Raw genomic sequence first — 22,619 nt, 5'->3', positions numbered from 1 at the left:
CGGAAGCGGATGGCGGACGTGGCGTTGACCACGTCCGCCCTGGTGCTTACTTCGGCGCCTTTTCCTGCTCGCCTTCACCGACGGACGCGTTCTCGTGGATCACGCGGGCGATCTCGGCGTCGGCACCGTCCAGACGCTTGTCGTACACGTCGGTGGAGAACTCCGGCTGGGTCGGCGCCTGCTTGGCGAGGAGGTCGCCGTTCTGCTCATGCAGGGACACCGTCACCTTGGTCGACAGGCCCAGACGCAGCGGCTTGTCGTCGAGCTGCTTGGGGTCGGTGAAGACCACGCGGACCGGCACGCGCTGCACGATCTTGATCCAGTTGCCGGTGGCGTTCTGCGCCGGCAGGATCGAGAACGCGCTGCCGCTACCCACGCCCAGGCTACGGATCTTGCCCTTGTAGACCACGTCGCTGCCGTACACGTCGGCGGTGACGTCGACCGGCTGGCCGATGCGCATGTGGGTGAGCTGGGTTTCCTTGAAGTTGGCGTCGATCCACACCTCGTGGAGGGGCACCACGGCCATCAGGGCGGCACCCGGCTGCACGCGCTGGCCGAGCTGCACGCTGCGCTTGGCGACGTAGCCGTCGACCGGCGCGAGGATGGTCGTACGGGCCACTTCCAGCAGGGCGTTGCGCAGCTTGGCGGCGGCGGCGCGCACGTCCGGATGCGAGGCGACGACGGTGTCGTCGACGAGCACCTTGCTCGTGCTGTAGCTCTGCTTCGCGGATGCGAGGCTGCTTTCGGCGGAGGTCAGCGTATCGAGCGCGTGCGACAGTTCCTCGGCCGAGATGGCACCCGTCTTCGCGAGGTCGCGACGGCGGTTGTAGTCGGCACGGGCACGATCGACCGCGGTCTGGCGCACCGCCACGTCGGACTGCGCCGAGGTGACGTTGTTGTACAGGCCGCGCACGCGACGCACGGTGTTGGCGAGGTCGGCGCGGGCGCTTTCGACCTGGATCTTCGCGTCGGCGTCGTCGAGCTTCACCAGCACGTCGCCCTTGTGCACGAGGTCACCGTCATCGGCGGTGATCGACAGCACGGTGGCGGCGAGCTGCGGGGTGATCTGCACGACGTTGCCGTTGACGTAGGCGTCGTCGGTGTCCTCGTACCAGCGGCCGTCCACGAAGTACCAGACGGTCCAGCCGATTGCCGCCAGCACGAGCACGGCGACGAGGAGCTTGAGGAAGAACCCGCGACGGCTCTTCGGGGGCGGCGCGACGACGGCGCCGGCGGGGGCGGTAGTTTCTTGTGACATCGTTAGCTGCCTCGGTGAACTTGGATCAATGGTTGGCCGGCGCGGCGGACGCGACCGGCTGGTCGCCCGCTTCGGGGCGGAAGCCGCCGCCGAGCGCCTGGATCAATTGGACGGAGGTGTCGACCTGCTGCGACTGCAACCCGGCGAGGCGCTGCTCGGATTCGAGCAATTGCTGGCGCACCACGAGCGAATCGAGATAGCTGCCGACACCGGCCTTGTAGCGTTGCTGGGAAAGGTCGTAGGCCTGCTGCGCCGCTTCGTGGGCGCGCTGCTGCGCCTGCAGCTGCGTGCCGACCGAATCCAACGCCGAGAGGTCGTCGGCCACTTCGTTGAGCGCACCGACCAGCGTCTTGTTGTACTGGGCGACGGCGAGGTCGTACGTCGCGTCCTTGCCGGCCAGGTTCGAACGCAGGCGACCGCCATCGAAGATCGGCAGGCTGAAGGCTGGCAGCACCTGCCAGAAGCGGGCGCGCGAGTTGAACAAGTCCTTCGAGCCACCCGCGACCTGCGCCGCGAGAACGCCGAGCGTGACGTTGGGCAGGAATTCCGTCTTGGCCGAGGCGATGTCCTTCGAGGCGACCTCGACGCGCCAGCGCGCGGCGATCAGGTCGGCGCGATGACCGAGCAGGTCGGCCGGCAGGTTCGCCGGGATCGCGACGGCGGTGGGGTTCAGCGCGGTGGGACGGGCGATGTCCATGCCACGATCCGGACCCTTGCCGAGCAGCACGCTGAGCGAGCTGCGTGCCGAATCGATCGCGCGCTGGGCGACGGCCATCTCGCGCTCGGCGGACGCCACTTCGCTGTCGGCCTGCTTGACCTGCATCTGGTTGTCCACGCCGGCGGCGACGCGCTGGCGGGTCAGGTCGCGTGAGGCGTTGCTGCGATCCAGCTCGGCCTTGGCGACATCCAGCTGCGTGAACGCGTAGCCCAGCTGCACGTAGGCGCGGGCGACATTGGTGGAGATCTCGATGCGCGCGGCGCGCGCGTCGATCTCGGCGGCGCGCTGCGAACCGAGCGCGGCCTCCCAGGCGTCGCGCTTGCCACCCCACAGGTCGAGGTCCCAGTTGAAGGTGCCGTAGCCGTACTTGGTCCACGAGAAGTGGTTGCCTAGCGGCGCCGGGAACAGCGTGCCCGGCAGGTGGGCGCCGGCGGCGCCACCGCCGACCGAGGCGTTCGGGCCACGCGCGGCGTCGGCCGCGCCGACCTGGGCCTGCGCCTGGCGGACGCGCGCCTCGGCGACCGCGAGGTCCGGGCTGTCCTTGAGTGCTTCGTCGATCAGGCCGCTCAGCTGGCTATCGCCGATGCCCGTCCACCAGTCGGCCGCCGGCCAGCCGGCCGGGGATACCTGGACCTTGCCGAGGCTGCGCTCGGCGTGAAGGGTGGCAGGGTCGGTGAGCTTGTCCTGCGGTTCCAGTCCGCGGCTGGTGACGCAGCCGGAAAGGACCAATGCGGCCCCGACAGCCGCCACAAGAGTGTGCAGACGCATTGCGTTTCGCCTCGAACGTGTGGGTTCAGTCTTTGTCGCGGAGCGCGGTAAGTACCCGCCCCAGGTAATCGTGCAACTGGTCGCGCTCCGCCGTGGACAGGTCGCGCTGCGCGCGTTCCAGGGTGGCGACGTTGCTTTCGTGCAGGTGTCTCCACAGCGCGTCGCCCGCTTCGGTCAGCTCGATGCGAAGGGCGCGGCGATCCAGCTCGTGCGGCTGGCGGCGCAGGTAGCCCTTCGATTCGAGCTGGTCGAGCTGGCGGGTCATGGCGCCGCCATCCAGGTCCACGGCCCGGGCCAGCTCGGTGGCCGTCATGGGGCCGATCGTGGCGAGGCGCTTGAGCACGTGGAACTGGGTGAACTTCAGGTCGGCCCCCTGCGCGGCCAGATCGGTCTCGATCGCCCTGACGATCTCGCTGCGCACCATGCCGATGAGGGCACCCAGGCTGTCGCGACCATCAGGGGAGTAGCAGAGGGAGGGATTCATGGACGTGCATTCTATTGCCTCCAATATAGTTGTCAAGGCAAATATACGTCCGTCGGATAGTTTTGTAGTGCGGTTTATTCACTCTTCATCGGCAAGGAGCGCGGCGAGCGCAGGGTCGCGCACGTCGAACAGTTCGAAGACACCGAGCGCCCGAAGGGTCGGCAATTGCGCCAACAGGCGCGGTTCAAGGCGACGCAGCTGGTTTTCCGGGGTGGTTGGATCGAGCATGGCGTGGGCGCAGGCCACGAAGGTGGCCAGGGCATCGCCGGCCAGGCGATCCTCGGCGTCCTCGGTGAACTGGCTGGTGACGAGACGGATCATGGGGTGTCCTCCGGCGTCGAGCGTCCCGGCGGGGCCCTGGGAAGGCACCTGTCAGGACAGTTACTTGGGGTAACAAATATTAGCCATGGAAGGTATAGGCCTGATAACGTTATCGGGCCAAGTTATGTCGAGGGTCGGCCAAAATGCTTAATGATCGCCTGCATGAACTCCTGGAAAGCCCCGATGGTCCGCCACTGATCGCCTACCACGCCCGTGGAGAGATCCCCTTGAAGGAGACCGACTGGCACAGCCACCTGCGTGGCCAGTTCTTCTACGTGGAAGAGGGCGTCTTCGTAACCCAGACCGAGCGTGGCTCCTGGCTGCTGCCGCCTCGGCGCGGCGGCTGGATGCCACCGGGCGAGATGCATACGGTGAGCATCGCCGGGCCCAGTCGCGCCTGGGGCGTCTTCATCGCGCCGGACATGACCCAGGGACTGCCGGACAAGCCCTGCGTGGTCGGCGTGGACGACCTGTTGCGCGAGATGATCAAGCTCGCGTCGCTGTGGCAGGTGGACGACGAACCCACGCCCGAGCGCGAGCGACTGCTCGCCGTGTTGCTCGACGAGATGCGTCGGGCACCGGTGGAACCGCTACACCTGCCGATGCCGACGGACCGACGCCTTCGGCGCGTCGCCATGACCATGTTCGAGCGCCCGGACGACACGCGCTGCATCGAGGAGTGGGCTGCGTGGGCAGGCATGTCCACGCGCACGCTCACCCGCCTGTTCCGCCAGGAAACGCAGTGCAGCGTGGCCGAATGGCGACAGCAGGCGCGACTCACGCGCGCGCTGGAACGCCTGGCCACGGGCGAGCCGGTCTCCGTGGTGGCCGATGCGCTGGGCTACGCCACGCCCAGCGCCTTCGTCGCAATGTTCCGCAAGGCCTTCGGCGATTCGCCGGGACGCTACCTCGCGCGGCAGGCCGCCCCCTGAGTCGATGTCAGTCGAAGGCGGGGCCATCCATCTCCCGCTCCGCCGTCGGCTTGCACATCCACAGCGCTTCGAAGGTCATCGGATCGCCGCCCGCACTCGCCACCACGTCGACGCCGATGCGGCCGTGCATCCACGGCCCGTGCTCGCCGGGCGGCGCCACGTCGTAGCAGGAGCGCACGCTGCGCCAGGCGCCTGTCTGGGTCATTGCGGTCTCGTGCTCACGGCATTGCGCCATGGCTTCTTCGTGGGTCGGCAGGCGATGCGTGCCGCTCACGTAGTGTTCCTCGCCGCAATCGACCACCACGGCGAACGCGGGCGCGAATACGCACGCGGAAAGAATCACGGCGAACACGGACGGCACGCGCCGTCGTGTTGGTTGAAGAGTTCCCACCCCAGGCTCCTCTGACAGGTTTTGGTTTCCAGACAGGGGAGCGTGACGACCGACAAACCGTGCCGGTATGGAAGGATTCTGAAAAAACGTGAAGATGCGCGTACAAGCGTGACCGGGGTCACGAAGCGCGATCAATGTGCCGGAAAATGGTATCCGACGCCCGGTTCGGTCTTCAGCCAGCGCGGCGTCGCGGGGTCGTCGCCGAGCTTCTGGCGCAGCTTGCCCATGACGATGCGCAGGTAGTGGGTGTCCTGCACATGCGTGCCGCCCCACACCTCGCGAAGGATCTGCTGCTGGCTCACCACGCGACCGGGATGGCGCACCAGCAGCGACAGCACGGCGAATTCCTTGCGCGTGAGCGCCACCGTCTCGCCATCGAGCAGCACCTCGCGACGGGCGAGATCCACCGACAGGCGTTCGTCGTCGTAACGCACCGGGGCCTGCGGCTCGCCGGCCTTCACGCTCTGCCGCATCAGCACGCGCAGGCGCGCCATCAGCTCCTGGATGCCGAAGGGCTTGGTCACGTAGTCGTTGGCGCCCGCATCCAGCGCCTTCACCTTTTCCGTCGCGGCGTCGCGCACGGAGAGCATCATCACCGGCACCGTGCTCCAGCCGCGGATCTCGCGCAGCACGTCGTGGCCTTCCATGTCGGGCAGGCCGATGTCGAGGATTACGAGGTCGGGCGACTGCGTCGCGGCGAGCCCCAGGCCCTCCTCGCCATTCGCGGCGAGCAGCACCTGGTAGCCCTCGGCGCGCAGGCCGATGTCGAGGAAGCGGCGGATCTGGGCTTCGTCATCGATCACCAGCACGCGGGGGGCGGTTGGATTCATGGGGACTCGTCAGGTGGCGGAGGCAGTGGGAGCGAGACCCGAATGGTCGTGCCACCGCCGACGTGGGGCAAGGCCTCCACGCTTCCGCCATGCGCGCCGATCATGCCGCGGCAGATCGCCAGGCCCAGTCCGGTGCCCTGCTTGCCACGGTCGCCGCGCGACACCGAGTAGAACATGTCGAAGATCCGCGCCCGCTCGTCCTCGGGAATGCCGGGGCCGCGATCGGCCACGTCGACCAGCAGACGTCCCGCCTCGGTGCGCACGATGACCCGCACCGCCTCGTCGCGCGGCGAGAAGCTGGCCGCGTTTTCCAGGATGTTGAACAAGGCCTGCTCGATGAGCGCCGGATGCACGTGGAGCAGCACGGTGTCCGTGGGCAGGTGTACGTCCACACGGGTGTCCGGGAACAGCTTGCGCAGGCGGCCCACGGCGGCGGCGACGATCTCGCCGGCGTCCACCCAGTCGCGATTGAGCTTGAGGGTGCCGTGGCCCAGGCGGGTCATGTCCAGCAGGTTCTGGATGTAGCGATCCAGCCGCTGACCCTCGCCGAGGATCGCCTGCAGCAGCTCGTGGCGCTCTTCGGCGGGAAGCTGGGTTTCGTAGCTGAGCAGGGTGCCGGCGGAGCCGATCATGGAGGCCAGCGGCGAACGCAGGTCGTGCGATACCGAGGACAGCAGTGCGCTGCGAAGACGCTCCGTCTCGCCCTGTACGCGGGCGCTCTCCAGTTCGGTCGCCAGTCGCGCGCGCTCCAACGCCTGGCCGATGTCCTGGACCATCGCCAGCGCGAGGCCGCGCCGGTCGGCATCCGGCTCGCGTGCACCGAGCGGGAAGCGCAGGGCCGCGACGCCCGCACGCTGGTGCTCGGCGCCGAGCGGCAGCATCCAGCACGACGCCGCATTGAGGGTATCGGTATAGCGGCCGGCCGGCTCGGCGTGGACCTCGCTCCAGTCCGCCGCCGCCCGGTCCTGCGTGGACAGCGCGAAGGCATCCGGCATCGAGGTGACCACCGCGAGATTGGCGCTGGCGTCGCGGGCGAGGATCGCCACTTCCGCCTCCAGCGTGCGGGCCAGCGCACGGGCACCGGCGGCGCGGATGCCGTCCGCGTCGGCGCTGGTGGCGAGCTGCTGGCCGAGCGCGACCAGCGCACGGCCACGCACCTGCGCCGTGCGCAACGACGCCACCTGGCCCGCCAGGCGCGTGGCCAGGCGGCTGCATACCAGCGCGGCGGCCAGGAACAACACCACGGCGAGCACGTCGTCCGCGTTGGCAATCGCCAGCGTGTAGCGCGGCGGCGCGAAGAAGAAGTTGTAGCCGACGAAGCAGAGCAGCGCCGTGTACACCGCCACCGCCATCCGCGTGCGCACCGCCACCGCGAGCACGGCGGTAAGGAAGATCAGCGAGAGGTTGGCGACGGAGAGGAAGCGATCGGCGACGAAGGCCAGCGCCATCGCGGCGACCGTCGCCAGCGTGGCGAAGGCGTAGTCCTTGCGGTCGCCCGGACGCTCCGGCAGGCGCAGGCGACGACGCGCACGGGCGCGCTCGGCCGGCGTGGCGACGATGGTCAGTTCCAGGTGCGCACCGCGACGGAGTAGCTGCTGGGTGAGCGAATAGCCGAGCCGACGCGCAATGGGGCGTTCGCGCGTGCGGCCCACGATGATCTGGCCCACGCCTTCGCGATCGGCCCAGGCCAGCAGTTCGTCGGCCACGGCGTGGCCGCGCAGGATCACCGCTTCACCGCCCAGGCGACGGGCCAGGCGCATCGCGGCATCCACGCGCTCGCGTCGCTCGTCGTCCATGCCGCCGCGATCCACGAAGACCACGCTCCACGGCGCGCCGCGACGTTCCGCGATACGGCGGGCGATGCGAACCAGGTATTCGCTTTGCGTGTGGCCATCGATGGCGGCCATGCAGCGACGCCGCACCGGCATCGCGCCACCGCGGGCGAGCATGTGCTCGCGCAGGTCGCTGTCGACGTGCGAGGCCACGGTTTCCACCGCCAGCTCGCGCAGCGCGGCGAGGTTGGTCGGCGAGAAGAAGGCGTCGAGGGCCACGGCCGCCGTTTCGGGCACGTAGACCTTGCCCTGTTTCAGGCGACCGATCAGCTCGCGCGGCGGAAGGTCGACCAGAACGATGTCGCGCGCACGGTCGAGGAAGGCGTCGGGCACCGTCTCGCGCACCGCCACGTTGGTGATCCGGCGCACCTGGTCGTTGAGGCTTTCCAGGTGCTGGACGTTGAGCGCGGTGTACACCTCGATCCCGGCGTCGAGCAGCTCGGCGATGTCCTGCCAGCGCCGCGCATGGCGGCCACCCGGCAGATTGGTGTGGGCCAATTCGTCGACGAGGATCACCGCTGGCTTGCGAGCCAGCGCACCCTCCAGGTCGAACTCGCGGAACTCGCGGCCGGCGTACTGCACCGTCCGCGTCGGCAGCACCTCCATGCCTTCGAGCAGGGCCGCCGTTTCCGTCCGCCCATGGGTCTCCACCAGGCCCACCACCACGTCGATGCCCTGCCGGCGCAGGTCACGCGCGGCGGAAAGCATCGCGTAGGTCTTGCCGACACCGGGCGCCGCGCCGAGGAAGATCTTCAGACGCTGGCCGAGATCGTCCTTCACCGTGTTGAGCAGGGCGTCGGCACGGGCGTCGCGGGTGTCGGTCATCGGGCGGGGGCCTTGGGGCGGATGGGAAAATCCTAGCGGATAGACCGCGTGATCGCGCGCAAGCGCGCTCCTACAACTACCGCCCTGTAGGAGCGCGCTTGCGCGCGATGGGTGTTACCGAGATGCCTGATCGAGCGCCAGATTCAACTTCAACACATTCACCCGAGCCTCGCCCAGCATGCCGAACTGGCGGCCCTGCGTGTTGGCGGCGACCAGCTCGCGCACCTTCGCCGGCTCCAGGCCGCGCAGCCGGGCGACGCGCATCACCTGGTACTCGGCGGCGGCAGGGCTGATCTCCGGATCAAGACCACTACCGGAGGCCGTCACCAGCTCCACCGGTACCGGCGCCTTATTGTCCGGGTCAGCGGCACGCAGGACGGCGATGCGCTGCTTCGCCGCGTCGGCCAGCGCCGGGTTGGTCGGACCCAGGTTGGACGGCGTGGACGAGGCCGCATTGTTCGCCGCCGGCGTCGTGGCCGACGGACGGCCCCAGAAGTAACGCGGCTCGGTGAACGACTGGCCGATCAGCGCGGAACCGACCGGCTTGCCGTCGCGCTCCACCAGGCTGCCCGAGGCTTCGTGCGGGAACAGCAGGTTGCCGAGGCCGCCGACCACGGCCGGATAGGCCACGCCGGTGACGGCGGTCAGGAGCAGCAGGAGGACGATCGCATTGCGCAGCAGGGTGCTCATGGGGGTTACCTCAGTAGTGCCAGATCGCGTCGACGATGGCGCTGAGCTGGTTGTCCTTGCGTCCGCCATCGTAGGCGGTGGTGTCGTACGACTTCTCGTAGCGCAGCTCGGGGCGGATCTCGAGGTCCTGGCTCACCCAGTGGGTCATGCCCACGGTGTGCGTCGTATAGCGCGTGGCGTAGCCCGTGCGCTGGCCCTTCTGGTCGTTGTACCACTCGTTGCGGATCGAGATCATGTTGGTCGGGTTCAACGCGATGTTGAAGTAGTTGACGATGCCGTACTCGCCCGCTTTGCCGGCGGTCTCGGCCGAGCCCGGCACGCCCGGCTGGCCATCCGGACCGTAGCCCGGGATGTGGCGGCCGTACATGTAGTAGGCCTCGGTCAGGATGTGCACGTTCTCGCTGAAGCGATGGCCCCAGGTCGTCACGTACATCTGCACGTTGTTGTAGTTGTAGTCGCTGGTGTTGAAGCTGTTCACGCAGGGATACAGCATGTCGTTGTTATCGGCCGACACCCAGCGCACGCAGGCCTGCAAGGTGGGACGCGCCGAGCGGTTCCACACGGCCGTATCGTTGCCGCCGTTGATGCTGATCTGCACCGTCCACTGCTGGTTGAGGCGCGTGGTGGTCATCACGCCCATCTGCGTGTACGGGTCCACGGTGTAGAGCACCGAATGCGTCACGAGGTAGTTGTTCGGCGAGAACTGCGCCTCGATGTCCGGCAGCGACAGGTAACGACCGACGCGCACCACCATGCCTTCGGCGACGTGCGGCAGGTAGATTTCGCCGTAGAACAGCATCGGATCGTAGCCGTACGTCTTGCCCGGAAGCGGCTGGTCGGCACGCGGGTTGTTCAGATACTGGTTGCTGAAGACGCCCTTCATCGTCGTGTAGTGGTAGTCGTAACCATAGAGGTTATCAATGTGGAAACCCCAGTCGATATGGTCCGTCTGCACCGTGTCGGGAATACGCTCGATGCGCAGCAGCGCCTGGTTGAACTCGGCGCGGTTCGGACGCGTGGCGTATGACAACGGGTAGTTGGTGTGCTGCGAGCTGCTGGCATTGACCGAGCCGTTGAGCCAGCCGTAGATCTCGATGCGGTTTTCCTTCATCCAGCCGCCAAAGCTCGTGCAGGCCAACGCCTTCTCGAGCGGGTACTGCGAATTCAGGTTGGGCACGCCGATCGGATAGGCGACGCCACCGAGCTGCCACTCCGCCGAGGGGAACGGCATCGACGGGAGCGGCGAGGGCATGGCGCGGCGTGCCGGCGCCGGCGCGTTCGGATCCGCGGGCTGGGCGTCTTCGCGGTAGGCCGCGGCGAAACGCGAGGCGAAACCCTGGGAGCAGTCGTCGCTGCTGGCGGCGAGCGCCTTGGAGACCGGGGCGACCGCGAGCATGGCGGCGAGGAAAGCATAACGTGTGGTACGCATGATTGGACCGATCCCTTTCGGGACCCCTTTTCGGTGTGTGTGGATGGGTGTCGCGTCAGATGCCGGCGTAGCCGCCGAGCGTGTATTCGTCGTCGTCCCGGCTCACCGTGACGACGCGCGGACGCAGCGGCGTGACGGGTGCGGCGGTAGCGGTGGCAGCCTGGTCGGCGTTCACAACACGAACTTCCATGTCGATGTCGGCGCCTTCTTCGATGAGCAGGGTGAGCTTGACGGATTGCATGGTTGCACCTCGTTTCAGGCCAGTCCGACCAGGACCAGCAACATGTCGATCAGCTTGATGCCGATGAACGGCACCGCGACGCCGCCGAGTCCGTAGACGAGCAGGTTGCGGCGGAGGAGCGCGCCAGCGCCGAGCGCGCGATAGGCCACGCCCTTCAACGCCAGCGGAATGAGGAAGATGATGATCAGCGCGTTGAAGATCACGGCCGACAGGATCGCGCTGTGCGGCGTCGCCAGACGCATCACGTTGAGCGTGTTCAGCGCCGGATAGGTGCTGGCGAACGCCGCCGGGATGATCGCGAAGTACTTGGCGATGTCGTTGGCGATGGAGAACGTGGTGAGCGCACCACGCGTGATCAGCATCTGCTTGCCGATGCCGACCACCTCGATGAGCTTGGTCGGGTTGGAATCCAGGTCGACCATGTTACCGGCTTCCTTGGCCGCCTGGGTGCCGCTGTTCATCGCCACCGCGACGTCGGCCTGGGCGAGCGCCGGGGCGTCGTTGGTGCCGTCGCCGCACATCGCGACCAGGCGGTTCTCGGCCTGGATGTCGCGGATGAGCTTGAGCTTGGCTTCCGGCGTGGCTTCGGCGAGGAAGTCGTCCACGCCCGCTTCGGCGGCGATCGCCGCGGCGGTGAGCGGGTTGTCGCCGGTGATCATGATCGTGCGGATGCCCATGCGGCGCATCTCGGCGAAACGCTCCTTGATGCCGTCCTTCACGATGTCCTTGAGTTCGACGACGCCGAGGGTGAGCGCGCCGTCCACCACGATCAGCGGCGTGGCACCGCGACGGGCGACGTCTTCGGCCATGCGCCGGACCAGCGGCGGCATGTGGCTGTCCTGCGAGTCGAGGTAACGCTCCACCGCATCCATCGCACCCTTGCGGATGTGGCGGGTGCCGGTATCGACGCCGCTCATGCGGGTCTGCGCGGTGAACGGCACGAACACGGCGCGGCTGTCGTCGCGATGGCGACCGCTCCAGCCGAAGGTGTCGTTGGCCAGCGTCACGATGCTGCGGCCTTCCGGCGTCTCGTCGGCGCGCGAGGCCAGCTCGGCGGCTTCAACCAATTCGCGCTCCTCGATACCCGGAGCCGGATGGAAGGCCACGGCCTGGCGGTTGCCGAGCGTGATCGTGCCGGTCTTGTCGAGCAGCAGCACGTCCACGTCGCCGGCGGCTTCCACCGCGCGGCCCGAGGTGGCGATCACGTTCGCACGGATCATGCGATCCATGCCGGCGATGCCGATGGCCGAGAGCAGCGCACCGATGGTGGTCGGGATAAGGCAGACCAGCAGGGCGATGAGCACGGTCAGGCAGATCGGCTCGCCGCTGCCGGCCGCCTGCACGCTGTAGATGGAGTACGGCAGCAGCGTGGCGCAGGCCAGCAGGAAGATCAGCGTGAACTTCGCCAGCAGGATCGTCAGCGCGATCTCGTTCGGCGTCTTGCGACGCGACGCGCCTTCCACCATCGAGATCATGCGGTCGAGGAAGCTCTCGCCCGGGTTGCTGGTGATCTTCACCACGATCCAGTCGGACAGCACGCGGGTGCCGCCCGTGACCGCGCTGCGATCGCCACCGGACTCGCGGATCACCGGAGCGGATTCGCCCGTGATGGCGCTCTCGTCCACGCTGGCGGCGCCGACCACGATCTCGCCGTCGCCCGGCACGATGTCACCGGCCTCGACCAGCACATGGTGACCGGTGCGCAGCTCGCTCGACGGCGTGAAGGTGATGGCGGCGTCACGCGACGGCTCGGCCAGTTTCTTCGCGGCCACGTCCTTGCGCGAACCGCGCAGGGCGTCGGCCTGGGCCTTGCCGCGACCTTCCGCAAGCGCCTCGGCGAAGTTCGCGAACAGCAGCGTGAACCAGAGCCACAGGCTCACCCAGAAGATGAAGCCGGTCGGCGCTTCGCCGTGGCCGGTGAGCGCCTGCACCCAGAGCAGGGTGGTCAACACACTGCACACGAACACGATGAACATCACCGGATTACGGAACTGCAGGCGCGGCGAGAGCTTGACGAAGGCGTCGCGCAGGGCGCGCATCACCAGCGCACGATCGAAACCGCGCGGCGTATGGGCATGGGAGTTCATGGATCAGTGGCCCGTGGCGGACATCAGGTGTTCGGCGATCGGCCCGAGGGCCAGTGCCGGGAGGAAGGTCAGCGCGCCGACGACGATGACGACGCAGGCAAGCAGGGTGACGAACAGCGGCGTATGCGTCGGCAGCGTGCCCGCAGACGGCGGCACATGGCGCTTGGCGGCGAGCGAGCCGGCCATGGCCAGCATGGCGATGGCGAGCGGGAAGCGGGCCAGGAACATGCAGATGCCGAGCAGGACGTTCCAGAACGGGGTGTTCGCCGAGAGACCGCCGAACGCGCTACCGTTGTTATTGGATGCCGAACTCACGGCGTAGAGCATCTCGCTGAAGCCGTGCGCGCCGGGGTTGGCGACACCCGCCACGCCGGCCGGGCTCATCACCGCCACCGCGGTGCCGATGACCACCAGCGCGGCAGGGATCAACACGGCGAGGCTCGCCATCTTCATCTCGTAGGCTTCGATCTTCTTGCCGATGTATTCCGGCGTGCGACCGACCATCAGGCCGGCGATGAAGACCGCGACAATCGCGAAGGCCAGCATGCCGTAGAGCCCCGCACCCACGCCGCCGAAGATCACTTCGCCCAGCTGCATCAGCCACATCGGAACCAAGCCGCCGAGCGGGGTCAGCGAATCGTGCGCCGCGTTCACCGCGCCGCAGGACGCCGCTGTGGTGATGGCCGCGAACAGACCCGACGAAGCAATACCGAAGCGCGTTTCCTTGCCTTCCATGTTGCCGCCGCTTTGCAGGGCAGACGCCTGCGCATCGACGGCCAGGCCGTGCAGCGCCGGGTTGCCGGCCTGCTCGGCGGCGACGAGGCCGACGGTGAGCGGCAGGAAAATGAGCAGCATGGTGGCCAGGATCGCCCAGCCCTGGCGGCGGTCGCCGACCATGCTGCCGAAGGTGTAGCAAAGCGCCGCAGGGATAAGGAAGATCGACAGCATCTCGACGAAGTTGGAGAACGGCGTCGGGTTTTCGAACGGATGCGCGGAGTTGGCGTTGAAGAAACCGCCGCCGTTGGTGCCGAGCATCTTGATCGCGACCTGCGAGGCGGCCGGGCCCATCGGCAGGGTCTGCGACCCGTGCTGGAGGGTGGCAACGTCGATGTAGGCCGACACGTTCTGGATCACGCCCTGCGATACCAGCAGCAACGCGATGATCAGCGAGAACGGCAGCAGCACGTAGAGCGTGGCGCGGGTCATGTCGACCCAGAAGTTGCCCACGGCGGCCGAGCCGCGACGCACGAAGCCGCGCACCAGGGTTACCAGCACGGCGATGCCCGTGGCGGCCGAGAGGAAGTTCTGCACGGTCAGGCCGAGCGCGTCCGTGAGGTAGCTCATGGTCGACTCGCCGGAATAGGCCTGCCAGTTGGTGTTGCTGGCGAAGCTGATGGCGGTGTTCATCGCCAGGTCCGGTGCGACGGTGCCGAAGTGCTGTGGGTTCAGCGGCAGCCACTGCTAGGTGCGCTGGAGCAGGTAGACGGCGGCGAGGCCGGCCACGTTGAACACGAGCATGGCCAGGGCGTAGCGCTTCCAGCCCATGTCCTCGTCGGCACGGATGCCGGACAGGCGATAGAGCAGGCGCTCCGCGCGGGCACCGAAACGGGTGACCTTGTTGGGTTCGTCGGCGAAGACCAGGGCCATGTAAGCGCCCACGGGTTTCACGAGGGCCAGCAGCACGACGACGAACAGCCCCAGCTGGAAGAAGTCGTTGGCGGTCATTCGAACCACTCCGGCTTCAGCAGGGCGACGCAGAGGTAGCCGGCAAGCGCCACCGCGATGGCGGTGGCGAGGATGTACACGAGAGACATGGCGGCGGCTTCCTCAGCGACGACCCAGGCGGTCGCAGATCATCAGGAAGCCGATCGTCATGGCGGTGAGCACGACGGCCAGTAGTACGTACAGGAATTCCACGGGAGCGATCCGTCATGAGGGGACGGTGCGCATTGTTCGTTTTCGCGGATATTTACGGTGTATCGAGGCGGGGAGGGGGCGTAACGTTTGCGTAAATTTTTATATGGCCCTGATATCGGGAAAGCCGATGCGGCGCCCTCGCCATGCTGGCGAACCGGGGCGCTGGGTTCCTGTTTTCACAGGAACGACGAGCTCGCGATCCGTCGTTCCAGCGCACGCTGGAACCCAGCGCGGGGCAGCCGGTTATCGCCTCGCGGCCTCCTACGCACAAGTCGATGCGGCGCCCCCGCCGTGCTGGCCAACCGAGGCGCTGGGTTCCTGTTTTCACAGGAACGACGAGGCTGGTAGTCCGTCGTTCCAGCGAACGCTGGAACCCAGCGCAAGGCGATCGGTTATCGCGTCGAGACCCCCTACGCAAAAGCCGATGCGACGCCCTCGCTATGCTGGCGAACCGGGGCGCTGGGCTCCTGTTTTCACAGGAACGACGAGCGGTTAGCGGGACCCTTCCAACCGCTCGCGGAACAGCTCATCGATGCGGCGGTATTCGTCGTACCAGGAGTCCGGGTGCACGAAGCCGTGGCGCTCCAGCGGATACAGCGACATCCAGAAGTTCTTCTTGTGCAGCTCGATGAAGCGCTGGTACAGGCGCACGGTATCGCTGGCCAGCACGTTGTCGTCGATCAGGCCGTGTTCCATCAGCAGCGGGTCGGCGAGGTTCTCGGCGTAGTGAATCGGCGAGCTGGTGGCGTAGGCCTCCGGATCGAGCTGGGGATCGTTCAAGATGTTCGAGGTGTACTCGTGGTTGTAGCTGGTCCAGTCCGTGACCGGGCGCAGGGCCGCGCCAGCCGCGAACTCGCCGGGTGCGCGCAGCAGGGACATCAGGGTCATGAAGCCGCCGTAGCTGCCGCCGTACACGCCCACGCGCTTCGGATCCACGCCCTGGTTCTTCACCAGCCACGCCTTGCCGTCGAGCAGGTCCTCCAGCTCCGGGTGGCCCATCTGGCGGTAGATCGCCGTGCGCCAGTCACGGCCATAGCCCTTCGAGGCGCGGTAATCCACGTCCAGCACCACATAGCCACGCTGCACCAGCATGTTGTGGAACATCTGCTCACGGAAATACGCCGGGTAGGACAGGTGCACGTTCTGCAAGTAACCCGCGCCATGCACGAAGATCACCGCCGGGCGACCGCCTGCCGGGGCCGCGCCCGCGCTGTAGAACTTCGCGTAGATGGTGCCCGCGCCATGGCTGGACGGCATCTCCACCACCTTCGGCGCGATCCACTCGCGCGCCTTGTACTCCGGCTTGCGGGTATCGGTGAGGTCGTGGGCGTTACCGCCATCCACGCCGATCACGGCCAGCTGCGAGGGCACATAGGCCGACGAATGCAGCACGGCCAACGAGCGGCCGTCCGGCGACAGCGAGAAGTCGTCGAGGCCTTCGTAGCGGGTGATGCGCAACAGCTCGCCGCCAGCGGCGGGCACCTTGTAGATGTCGTAGCTGTACGGCGCGACCTTGTTGGAGCGCAGGTAGAACGTGTTGCCGTCGGCCGAGAGTTCCGGATGGTCGACCTCAAAATGACCCGAGGTCAGCGCCTTCGCCTTGCCGCCCAGCGGACGGACATAAAGCTGCGACCAGCCGCTTTCCTCGCTCAGATACCACAGCGTGCGACCGTCACGGAGCCAGCCAAAGTCGTTGTAGTCCCAGTTGATCCAGGCCTTGTCGGTGAGGCGATGCTGGGTGACCAGCGCGTGGCGGTCGAAGTCGACCGTGGCGATCCAGCGGTCCTTGTTGTCGATGGCGCGCAACTGCACGGCCACCTGGGCGCCGTCGTCGCTCCACACGATGCCCTGGCTGTATTCGCCGTTGACGATCACCGGGCGCTTCTTCGGTGCGGCGAGGGCGTCGGCGCGATCGGCCTTGCCTTCCTTGCGCAGCGTGGCGATCGTCTTCGCGCGGATGTCCGCGAGCGGATCGTCCGAGATACCGGGCAGGGCGGCGGTGTCGAGGTCGAAGCTGACATGCTTTCGCAGGTCGAGCAGGCGCAGCGACTGCGGTGCCGGATCGTTGCGGCCCACGTACGGGCGCGTGGCCTCGGCTTCCGCGTAGCCGGAATCGGTGACGTAGCGGGTAAGGTCGGCGACCTTGCCCTGGTCGGCGTCCTTGGCCTGGGTGACCACGATCATCCAGCGGCCGTCCGGCGAGAGCGAGGTGTCGGTGATGGACACGTCCTTGCCCAGGTAGAACGGCTCAGGCGCACGACCGGCATCGGCGGCCGCCAGCGCATCGGCGTCGGCGCGCATCGCGTCCTCGTCCGCGCGTAGCTGGCGCAGCGTCTTGAACAGCGCCTGCTGGTCGTCCTTCAGCGCGTCGCTCTTGCGCTCCTTCGGATCGGCGCCCTCCTTGAGCACGGCGGCCGGCGCGCTCGGGCCACCAGCCATCGGCCAGGCGAACCAGTCGTTGCCGCTGCGGAAGGTGAGCAGGCGACCGTCGAGCGAGAAGTGCGGCGAGGTCTCCTTCGCGGCGGTGCGGGTGACCTGGGTGGTGCTGCCGTTGGAGAGGTCGCGCACGAAGATGTCGCCGTGGCGGACGAAGGCCGCATGGCGGTGCGCGCGGTCGTACACCGTGTGGTTGCCGTCGGCGCTGGCGACGGCCGTCGGGTCCAGACGCTCGGGTGCGCCACCCGAGGCGGCGACGCGATAGACGTCACGCACCGGGCTGCCGTCGCGCTTGAGCGCGTAATAGACCTGTCGGCCATCCACGCTCCAGTAGGGCAGTTCCACGGCCGGGCCGATCCAGTCCGGATTGGCCATGATCGTTTCCATGTCCAGCGGCGCGGTGTTGGCCGCCAGGGCGGGCGCGGCGGCGAGGGCAGTGAGCAGGGCTGCGGCGAGTACGCGCATCGGGAGATATCCGGTAACCACAAAGCCGTCGAGGATACCGGCCCGGGCCCGGCGCGGGGAATGACTGTCGGCAGGGTTGCCGACGCCGTTACTTTGTTACGCTCGGGCCTTCCTGCACGTCCAGAGGGTTCTCCATGCGCGTCATCCTGCCCCGTCTTCTCGCCGCGAGCCTGCTCGTCGCCTTCAGCGCCCACGCGGCCACCACGGCGCCGCCGCCGACGCCCAAGCGGATGGTCTCCGAGACGCTGGCCGGGCAGCCGGTGAACGATCCCTACCGCTGGCTCGAAAACCCCGAGGCGGCCGACGTGAAGCAGTGGATCGAGGCCCAGAACACCTATACCGAGTCCACCATCGGCGCCATGCCGATGGGCAAGGAGCTGAGCGCGCGCATCCGCGAGCTGGCCATTACCTCCACCACCCGCTCGTCGCCCACGCTGGCCGGCGGCACGCTGTTCTACTTCGAGAACACGCCGCCGCAGCCGCAGCCCGTGCTGGTCGCCAAGGCCTGGCCCGACGGCGCCACGCGCACCCTGGTCGACCTCAACAAGGGCGACGGCAACACCGCCATCACCGAATACTGGCCCTCGCCGAGCGGCCGCTACCTCGCCTATGGCACCGCCGAGGGCGGTAGCGAACTGACCACCATCCACATCCTCGACACCACCACCGGCAAGGCCCTGGCGGACGAACTGCCCTGGGCCGGTGGCGGCACCGCGCCCCAGGCGCTCGCATGGGATGCCGACGAAAAAGGCGTCACCTACGCCCACTTCGACGCACCCACCAAGGACAAACCGCTGACCGGCTTCGACGCCTACCTGGCCCATCACGTCATCGGCACGCCGGCGGCGAAGGACACCACCGTGTTCGGCAAGGGCTACTCGCCCATCGCCGAATACATCCTCGACGAAGGCCGCGGCGGCAAGTCCACCGCGCTGCTCGCCAACGAAGGCGACGGAGGCCCGGCCGAGGTCTACCTGCGCGAAGGCAAGGGCGCGTTCCGCAAGGTGATGGGCCGCGACGCCGACGTGCGCTCGGCCAGCTGGGTGGGCGACCGCCTCTTCGTGGTCACCTTCGCCAACGCGCCGCGCGGCCGCATCGTCGCCATCGGCGCCGACGGCAAGACCACCGACGTGCTCGCCCAGGGCGACGGCGCCATCCAGAAGGTCAAGCCGCTAGGCGATGGTTTCCTCGTGGTGCGCAGCGCCGGTCCCGACTGGTGGGCCGACCAGTACGACGCCAAGGCCACGCTGGTTCGCCGCGTGCCGCTACCGGCCACGGGCGTCACCATCGGCGGCGTGGCGTCGGAGAAGGGCCAGGACAAGGCGCTGATCACCTACGCCGGCTGGACCACGCCGACGCATTGGGCCGAATACGACGGCAAGACCGGCACGCTCAAGACCATCTTCGAAGTGAAGCCCGCCGCCGACTATTCGAAGGTGCGCGTCACCCGCGTGGACGGCACCTCGAAGGACGGCAGCAAGGTGCCGGTGACGGTCATCTCGATGGACGGCATCACGCCCAACGGTAAGCGCCCGACCATCCTCTACAGCTACGGCGGCTTCGGCATCCCCGTCACCCCGGGCTTCGTCGGCGCCAACCTCGCCTGGCTCGAACGCGGCGGCGTGCTGGCCTACACCAACATCCGCGGCGGCAACGAATTCGGCGAAGCCTGGCACGAACAAGGCCAGAAGCTGCACAAACAGAACGTGTTCGACGACTTCTACGCCGCCTCGCAGGCGCTGATCGACACCAAGTGGACCGACACCAAGCACCTGGGCATCCTCGGCGGCAGCAATGGCGGCCTGCTGATGGGCGCCTCGCTCGTGCAGCATCCGGAGCAGTACCGCGCGGTGGTCGGCATGGTCGGCATCTACGACGTACCGCGCCATGAAACCGCCTTCGCCAACGGCCCGTACAACGTCAGCGAGTACGGCACGGTAAAAGACACCGCGCAGGCCAAGGCCACGCTCGCCTACTCGCCGCTGCACAACGTGAAGAAGGGCACCCCGTACCCAGCCGTGCTGCTCACCACCGGCGCCAACGACCCGCGCGTCGCACCGTGGCAGTCGCGCAAATTCGCCGCCTCGCTGCAGGACGCCACCACCTCCGGCCAGCCCGTGCTGCTGCTCACCCGCATGAACGCCGGCCACGGCATCGGCGCCCCCTTCAGCCAGCGCGTCGGCAACGCCGCCCTGTCGATGACGTTCTTCGCCACCGAACTCGGCCTGGGCGAGTAACGCGCGGAAGGCGAATTCACCTATCCTTGGCGACGCGGCAGGGGAGCCGCGTCGTCCAAGGAAGTGATCGTGTCGGACCTGTTCACCTTGCCCGCCTTCGTGGCGTACCTGGGCCTGGGCATCCTGTATTTCGTCGCCTTCGTGGTGACCTATATCTGGATCACGCCGCAGCGCGAAATGGCGCTGATCCGCGAGGGCAACCTCTCCGCCGCCATCAGCCTCGGCGGCGCGGCCATCGGTTTCGTGCAACCCCTGGCCAGCGCCATTGCGCACAGCGTCAGCCTCACAGACCTTGCCATCTGGGGCCTCGTCGCCTGGGTGGTGCAACTGCTGACCCACCTCGTGCTGCGCCTCATGATCCACGACCTGCGCGGTCGCATCGAAGCCGATGTGCGCTCCGTCGCGCTCTTCGTCGCCGTGGTCGCCGCCTGCGTCGGCACGATCAACGCCGCCGCGATGACGTACTGAGGGCGCCGCCATGAAAGACGGTGCCAACAGCAAGTGGAACAAGAACAAGACGTCTGGCGATCCGCGCCCCGACGCGAAGTTCAAGCTACCGCCTAACTACCGCTATCCTTCGTTCTCGCCACCGGTAGAGCCGCTTTTCAGCTTCTCGAAGCCGGGCAAACGCATGCGATCCGCCGTCGTCGCAGTGGGCATCATCGGCGTGATCGGCTATATGGCGTGGCCCGAGACCGACGTGCAGCGCAACAGCTACAACACCAAGGAAGATTGCGAGCACGACTACGCCACAGGGCAGTGCACGTACGAGCAGCCCACCACCAGCGGCTACTCCGGCGGTTACTACCACTACTACGGCCCTTGGTACCGCAGCGACTGGAGCACCCGCACCACGCAAGGCGACCCCGGCCCCGGCCGCATGCTCGCCAGCCGCGGACCGAGCGGTGGTCACGGTCCCGCCGGTTTCGACTTCGGTTCGCGCGGCGGCTTCGGCAGCAGCGGCCGCGTCTCCGCACGAGGCGGCTGATGCGCCGCGAGACCATCGCCCCCCGCGCCAACTGGCAGCAAGAGGTCGAAGCCATCAGCTTCGGCTTCCATACGCTCGACGGCCAGCCGTACTGGCGCGAAGACGCCTGCTACGTCTTCGATGCTGCCGCCATCGACGCGGTGGAAGCCGCTACCGACGAGTTGCATTCGCTGTGCCTGGAAGCGGTAGACCGCATCGTGCGCAACGACCGCTACGCCGACCTGGGCCTCGACGACACCGCAGCTCGACTCGCGGAACGCAGTTGGTTCGATCGCGAGCCATCGCTCTACGGCCGCATGGATCTTTCCTGGGACGGCATCTCGCCGCCCAAGCTCCTCGAATACAACGCCGACACCCCGACCTCGCTGTTCGAAGCCTCGGTCGTGCAGTGGTACTGGCTCGAAGCCCGCTATCCCGACGCCGACCAGTTCAACTCCATCCACGAAAAACTGATCGCGCGCTGGAAGCAGGTCGGCGGTCCACCGCGCGTGCACTTCGCTGCGTGCTACGACAACCCCGAAGACGGCACCACCACCGACTACCTGCTCGACACCTGCCTGCAAGCCGGCCACGAAGTACAGGCACTCGACATCGAGGAAATCGGCTGGTCCGGCAACGCCTTCATTGACCTCGCCGACCGCCCCATCGAACGCCTGTTCAAGCTCTACCCGTGGGAATGGATGCTTGCCGAAGCCTTCGCCGGCCACATCGGCCCCTCGCGCACGCGCTTCATCGAACCGGCGTGGAAGATGCTGCTGTCGAACAAGGCCATCCTGCCCCTGCTATGGGAATGGTTCCCCAACCATCCCAACCTGCTACCCGCAAGCCTGCGCCGCGAAGACATTCCCGGCCCCGTCGTCGCGAAACCGTACTGGGGCAGGGAAGGCGAAGGCATCGCCATCCTCGACGCAAAGCAAGGCCCCGTCGTCGCACCGCAACGCGTATACCAGTCGCTCGCACCACTGCCCGTATTCGACGGACGACACACGCTGGTCGGCTCATGGATCGTCGGTGACGAACCGGCAGGCATCGGCATTCGCGAAGATAACGGCCCCATCACACGCAACGGCAGTTGCTTCGTGCCGCATCTTTTCCGCTAACGCAACAAACCCTTGTAGGAGCGCGCTTGCGCGCGACCCCGCGCAGCGGGCCAGGTCATCGTCACCGCCTGATCGCCCCACGTCGTTCCAGCGAACGCTGGAACCCAGCGCGATGCGATGGGTTGTCGCGACGACGTCACCTACGCACAAGCCGATGCAGCGTCGTCGTGTTACTGGTAAACCGAGGCGCTGGGTTCCTGCGTGCGCAGGAACGACGGTGAGGTAACTTTTGAGAATCCTTCCATAGGCAAGCACGCACGTAATTTGTTACCGTGCACGCGTTGTTTGCTGGTTCGTGTCACGTGTCGGCAAACAACCATCGCTCGTAAGCGGTAAGAAACGCGAGCCAGAGGTGTGTCACCACCTCATGGCCCGCTAACCAAAACCAACTAACAGAGAGTTGATATGGCTGTGTCGAAGTTTAAGACATTCTCACACCCACCGCCCGACCCACGCGGTCCACGGACGTCCCGGAGCCCCTCCGGACGCGGCTAAACGCCCGGCCTGTCCGCTTTTCTCATGGCATTTCCCTCCGCCGAGCCACCCGGCGCGTAGCGCCGTGGGCGAATGAGAACATCGGACAGTCGGACCTTGTGAGATCGAACCGCTCGAGTCGATGAGGGGCACGGCCGTTGGCGTGCCCCGCTCGGAAGCGGTGGATGAGGATTTG

Annotated in this window: 18 protein-coding genes and 1 pseudogene; 5 read left to right on the top strand and 14 right to left on the bottom strand. The window is 67.3% G+C overall.

The genetic code is table 11. From position 1 onward, the window contains the following. Positions 1-46: 46 nt before the first annotated feature. The 4 genes from GAK28_RS13525 to GAK28_RS13510 form a co-directional block, all read right to left on the bottom strand. Complete coding sequence (locus GAK28_RS13525) at positions 47-1,258, bottom strand: HlyD family efflux transporter periplasmic adaptor subunit (protein WP_291779941.1); 1,212 nt, start codon at positions 1,256-1,258, stop codon at positions 47-49. A 25-nt stretch (positions 1,259-1,283) separates the two neighbouring features. Then, on the bottom strand, positions 1,284-2,744 hold the full coding sequence (locus tag GAK28_RS13520; protein ID WP_291779937.1) for an efflux transporter outer membrane subunit: 1,461 nt from the start codon (positions 2,742-2,744) through the stop codon (positions 1,284-1,286). Positions 2,745-2,769: 25 nt separating this feature from the next. Next, positions 2,770-3,228, bottom strand: coding sequence for a MarR family transcriptional regulator (locus GAK28_RS13515; RefSeq protein WP_291779936.1), 459 nt, complete (start codon positions 3,226-3,228; stop codon positions 2,770-2,772). A gap of 78 nt (positions 3,229-3,306) precedes the next feature. Then, on the bottom strand, positions 3,307-3,549 hold the full coding sequence (locus GAK28_RS13510) for a hypothetical protein (protein WP_291779934.1): 243 nt from the start codon (positions 3,547-3,549) through the stop codon (positions 3,307-3,309). 143 nt (positions 3,550-3,692) lie between these two features. Between GAK28_RS13510 and GAK28_RS13505 the strand changes: the two genes are divergently transcribed. Beyond that, positions 3,693-4,481, top strand: coding sequence for a helix-turn-helix transcriptional regulator (locus GAK28_RS13505; protein ID WP_291779932.1), 789 nt, complete (start codon positions 3,693-3,695; stop codon positions 4,479-4,481). 7 nt (positions 4,482-4,488) lie between these two features. On the opposite strand, the gene GAK28_RS13500 is transcribed toward GAK28_RS13505, so the two are convergent. From GAK28_RS13500 to GAK28_RS13455, 10 genes and pseudogenes are all read right to left on the bottom strand, one after another. After that, positions 4,489-4,842 carry a hypothetical protein gene (locus GAK28_RS13500; protein WP_291779930.1) on the bottom strand — a complete coding sequence of 118 codons (354 nt, stop codon included), beginning with the start codon at positions 4,840-4,842 and terminating at the stop codon, positions 4,489-4,491. Positions 4,843-5,003: 161 nt separating this feature from the next. Further along, the gene (locus GAK28_RS13495) at positions 5,004-5,702 is read right to left on the bottom strand and encodes a response regulator transcription factor (protein ID WP_291779927.1); all 699 of its coding nucleotides are present in this window, start codon (positions 5,700-5,702) and stop codon (positions 5,004-5,006) included. Next, positions 5,699-8,359 (bottom strand): sensor histidine kinase KdpD, encoded by a 2,661-nt coding sequence (locus tag GAK28_RS13490; RefSeq protein ID WP_291779924.1) that lies wholly within the window; start codon positions 8,357-8,359, stop codon positions 5,699-5,701. The genes GAK28_RS13495 and GAK28_RS13490 overlap by 4 nt, the downstream gene beginning before the upstream one ends. Positions 8,360-8,473: 114 nt before the next feature. Further along, positions 8,474-9,049 carry a potassium-transporting ATPase subunit KdpC gene (gene kdpC, locus GAK28_RS13485; RefSeq protein ID WP_291779921.1) on the bottom strand — a complete coding sequence of 192 codons (576 nt, stop codon included), beginning with the start codon at positions 9,047-9,049 and terminating at the stop codon, positions 8,474-8,476. Between the two features lie 10 nt (positions 9,050-9,059). Further along, positions 9,060-10,478, bottom strand: coding sequence for an outer membrane beta-barrel protein (locus GAK28_RS13480; RefSeq protein WP_291779919.1), 1,419 nt, complete (start codon positions 10,476-10,478; stop codon positions 9,060-9,062). 55 nt (positions 10,479-10,533) lie between these two features. Beyond that, positions 10,534-10,719: a hypothetical protein gene (locus GAK28_RS13475; RefSeq protein ID WP_291779917.1), complete on the bottom strand. Its 186-nt coding sequence runs from the start codon at positions 10,717-10,719 to the stop codon at positions 10,534-10,536. Positions 10,720-10,733: 14 nt separating this feature from the next. Further along, positions 10,734-12,806, bottom strand: a complete 2,073-nt coding sequence (gene kdpB, locus GAK28_RS13470) for a potassium-transporting ATPase subunit KdpB (RefSeq protein ID WP_291779915.1) — start codon at positions 12,804-12,806, stop codon at positions 10,734-10,736. A 3-nt stretch (positions 12,807-12,809) separates the two neighbouring features. Continuing rightward, positions 12,810-14,531: pseudogene (gene kdpA / locus GAK28_RS13465) on the bottom strand (potassium-transporting ATPase subunit KdpA). Further along, complete coding sequence (gene kdpF / locus GAK28_RS13460) at positions 14,528-14,620, bottom strand: K(+)-transporting ATPase subunit F (RefSeq protein WP_291779913.1); 93 nt, start codon at positions 14,618-14,620, stop codon at positions 14,528-14,530. The pseudogene kdpA and the gene kdpF overlap by 4 nt, the downstream one beginning before the upstream one ends. A gap of 595 nt (positions 14,621-15,215) precedes the next feature. Next, on the bottom strand, positions 15,216-17,624 hold the full coding sequence (locus GAK28_RS13455) for a prolyl oligopeptidase family serine peptidase (protein ID WP_291779911.1): 2,409 nt from the start codon (positions 17,622-17,624) through the stop codon (positions 15,216-15,218). 134 nt (positions 17,625-17,758) lie between these two features. Between GAK28_RS13455 and GAK28_RS13450 the strand changes: the two genes are divergently transcribed. From GAK28_RS13450 to GAK28_RS13435, 4 genes are all read left to right on the top strand, one after another. Next, entirely contained in the window at positions 17,759-19,861 is a 2,103-nt protein-coding gene (locus tag GAK28_RS13450) for a prolyl oligopeptidase family serine peptidase (protein ID WP_291779909.1), read from the top strand. A gap of 69 nt (positions 19,862-19,930) precedes the next feature. Continuing rightward, positions 19,931-20,329: a DUF350 domain-containing protein gene (locus tag GAK28_RS13445; RefSeq protein WP_291779907.1), complete on the top strand. Its 399-nt coding sequence runs from the start codon at positions 19,931-19,933 to the stop codon at positions 20,327-20,329. 10 nt (positions 20,330-20,339) lie between these two features. Next, the gene (locus GAK28_RS13440) at positions 20,340-20,849 is read left to right on the top strand and encodes a hypothetical protein (RefSeq protein ID WP_291779904.1); all 510 of its coding nucleotides are present in this window, start codon (positions 20,340-20,342) and stop codon (positions 20,847-20,849) included. Further along, positions 20,849-21,949, top strand: coding sequence for a glutathionylspermidine synthase family protein (locus GAK28_RS13435; RefSeq protein WP_291779901.1), 1,101 nt, complete (start codon positions 20,849-20,851; stop codon positions 21,947-21,949). Before GAK28_RS13440 ends, GAK28_RS13435 begins: the two co-directional genes overlap by 1 nt. Positions 21,950-22,619 lie beyond the last annotated feature (670 nt).

The sequence above is a fragment of the Luteibacter sp. genome (genome assembly GCF_009912395.1).
Lineage (GTDB): Bacteria > Pseudomonadota > Gammaproteobacteria > Xanthomonadales > Rhodanobacteraceae > Luteibacter.
This window is presented reverse-complemented; position numbering and strand designations above follow the sequence as displayed.